Origin of the sequence: Streptomyces alkaliterrae (genome assembly GCF_007097205.2) — a bacterium.
Lineage (GTDB): Bacteria > Actinomycetota > Actinomycetes > Streptomycetales > Streptomycetaceae > Streptomyces > Streptomyces alkaliterrae.
Genome location: NZ_VJYK02000478.1, coordinates 1 through 2,700 on the forward strand (window position 1 = coordinate 1; position 2,700 = coordinate 2,700).

The 2,700-nt window shown below is 72.7% G+C and carries 1 protein-coding gene; it reads right to left on the minus strand.

Translation table 11 applies throughout. The annotated features are described in order from the left end of the window. Positions 1 to 2,700: 1,4-alpha-glucan branching enzyme (gene glgB, locus FNX44_RS25810; RefSeq protein ID WP_228450237.1), on the minus strand; the 2,700-nt coding region annotated here is incomplete at both ends.

The following is a 2,700-nucleotide window of genomic DNA, read 5'->3' on the forward strand; positions in this document are numbered from 1 at the left end:
GGCACCGTCAGAGGTGTATAAGAGACAGGGCTCTACCAGGCCGCTGCCGCCGTACTGCTTGTCGTCGGTGTTGAGGAGCGGGCGCCAGGCGGTCGGCCCGTCGGGGACGCCGAGGCGGTAGTCGTGGCGGACGACGGGGGAGAAGTTGCTGACCACAAGCAGGGGCGTGCCGTCGGCGGAGTAGCGGAGGAAGGCCAGGACGTTGTCGTCTGCCGCGTCGGCGGTGATCCAGGCGAAGCCGCTGGGGTCGCAGTCCCGCTCCCAGAGGGAGGGGGTGCGCCCGTACACGGTGTTCAGTTCGCGGACGAGGTCGCGGACGCCCCGGTGGTCGGGCTCGGCGGAGTAGGACGGGTCGAGCAGCCACCAGTCGGGGCCGTGGGCTTCGGACCACTCCGCGCCCTGGGCGAACTCCTGTCCCATGAAGAGGAGTTGCTTGCCGGGGTGGGACCACATGAAGCCGAGGTAGGCGCGGTGGTTGGCGCGTTGCTGCCACCAGTCGCCGGGCATCTTGGAGACGAGCGCGCCCTTGCCGTGCACGACCTCGTCGTGGGAGATCGGCAGAACGTAGTTCTCGGAGTACGCGTACACCATCGAGAACGTCATCTCGTTGTGGTGGTAGCGGCGGTGGATGGGGTCCTTGCTCATGTAGACGAGCGAGTCGTGCATCCAGCCCATGTTCCACTTGAGGCCGAAGCCGAGGCCGCCGATGCCCCACTGGCCGGGTACGTCGGTGGGGCGGGTGACGCCGTCCCAGGCGGTGGACTCCTCGGCGATGGTGACGACGCCGGGGCAGCGCCGGTAGACGGTCGCGTTCATCTCCTGGAGGAAGGCGACCGCGTCGGGGTTGTCACGGCCCCCGAACTCGTTGGGGGACCACTCGCCGTCCTCCCGGGAGTAGTCCAGGTAGAGCATCGAGGCGACGGCGTCGACCCGCAGCCCGTCGACGTGGAACTCCTCGCACCAGTAAGTGGCGTTGGCGACCAGGAAGTTGCGGACCTCGTTGCGGCCGTAGTCGAACTCCAGGGTGCCCCAGTCGGGGTGTTCGGCCCGTCGGGGGTCGGGGTGCTCGTAGAGCGGGGTGCCGTCGAAGCGGGCAAGCGCCCAGTCGTCCTTGGGGAAGTGCGCGGGCACCCAGTCGACGAGGACGCCGATGCCCTCCTGGTGCAGCCGGTCGACGAGGTACTTGAAGTCGTCGGGGGTGCCCAGTCGGGCGGTGGGGGCGTAGTAGCCGGTGATCTGGTAGCCCCACGAGCCGCCGAAGGGGTGCTCGGCGACGGGCAGCAGCTCGACGTGGGTGAAGCCGAGGTCGCGGACGTAGGCGGGGAGCTGTTCGGCGAGTTCCCGGAAGCCGAGGCCGGGGCGCCAGCTGCCGAGGTGGACCTCGTAGACGGAGAACGGCGCCTCGTGGATCGGGCGGCTGCCGCGCCTGGCCAGCCAGTCGGCGTCGTGCCACTCGTAGCGGGACGTGTGGACGACGGACGCGGTGTTCGGCGGGCACTCGGTGCGGCGGGCCATGGGGTCGGCGCGCATGGTGTGCGTCCCGTCCGCGGCGCAGACGTCGAACTTGTACACCGTGCCCTCGCCGATGCCGGGCAGGAAGAGTTCCCACACGCCGCTGGAGCCCAGCGAGCGCATCGGGCAGGCGGTGCCGTCCCAGAAAGTGAAGTCGCCGGTGACGCGGACGCCCCGGGCGTTGGGCGCCCAGACGGTGAAGCGGGTGCCGGTGACACCCTGGTGGGTCATCGGGTGGGCGCCGAGCACCCGCCACAGCTCCTCGTGCCGGCCCTCGGAGATCAGGTGGAGGTCGAAGCCGCCGAGGGCCGGGAGCATCCGGTAGGGGTCGTCGACGAGCAGCGGTTCGTCGGTGCCGTAGCGGACGCGGAGCCGGTAGTCGGGGATCTCGCGGAGGGCGGCGACGGCGGCGAAGAGGCCGTCGCCCTCGCTGATCAGTTCGGCCTCCAGTCCGCCGGCGACGACGGTGACGGAGGTGGCGTGCGGGCGCAGGGCACGGAAGACGACGCCCTCGTCGGTGAGGTGGGCGCCGAGCATGCCGTGCGGGTCGTGGTGGGCGCCGGCGAGGAGCCGCTCGCGGTCGGTGGCGTCCAGCGGCGGGGCGGGACGGACCTTGACCTTCGGGGCGGACGTCGCGCGCCGCTTCGGCACGGCGCGGTTGGCGCCGGTGGCGCCCGTGGCGGCGGCGGTGGCCTTGCGGGTGCGGGGAGACCTGGCCGGTCCGGCGCCGCCGGCCTTCGCGGGGCCGCCGGTCTTCGCGCCGCCGGTCTTCGCGGGGCCGGCATCCGCGGCGGGTGTCTTCGGGGGGCCGGCCTTCGTGCTGGGGGGCTTCCCCGCGCCTGACTTCGCCGTGCCGGACCTCGCGGTGGTCCCGGCCGCCTTTGCGGCGGGAGCCTTGGCGCTGGGAGCCTTGCCGGTACCGCTCTTCGGGGCCGGACTCTTCGGGGCCGGCTTCTGTACGTCGGCGCTCGGGGCGGCGGCACCCTGGGCCGTGGAGTGGGCCGCGGCTCTCGCTTCCGGGGTGCGGGGAGCGGGCGGCGCGGGTGTCGCCGAGGTGGCGGGTTCCGACACCTTTGCCGGTTCCGCCGACGCCGGGCGGGCGGCGGCGGTGCCTTCGATGCGGGCGGCGGTACCTTCGGCGCGCGGTGTGGTGCCCTGCCCGGTACTGGCGTCGGGGGCGACCGGGCC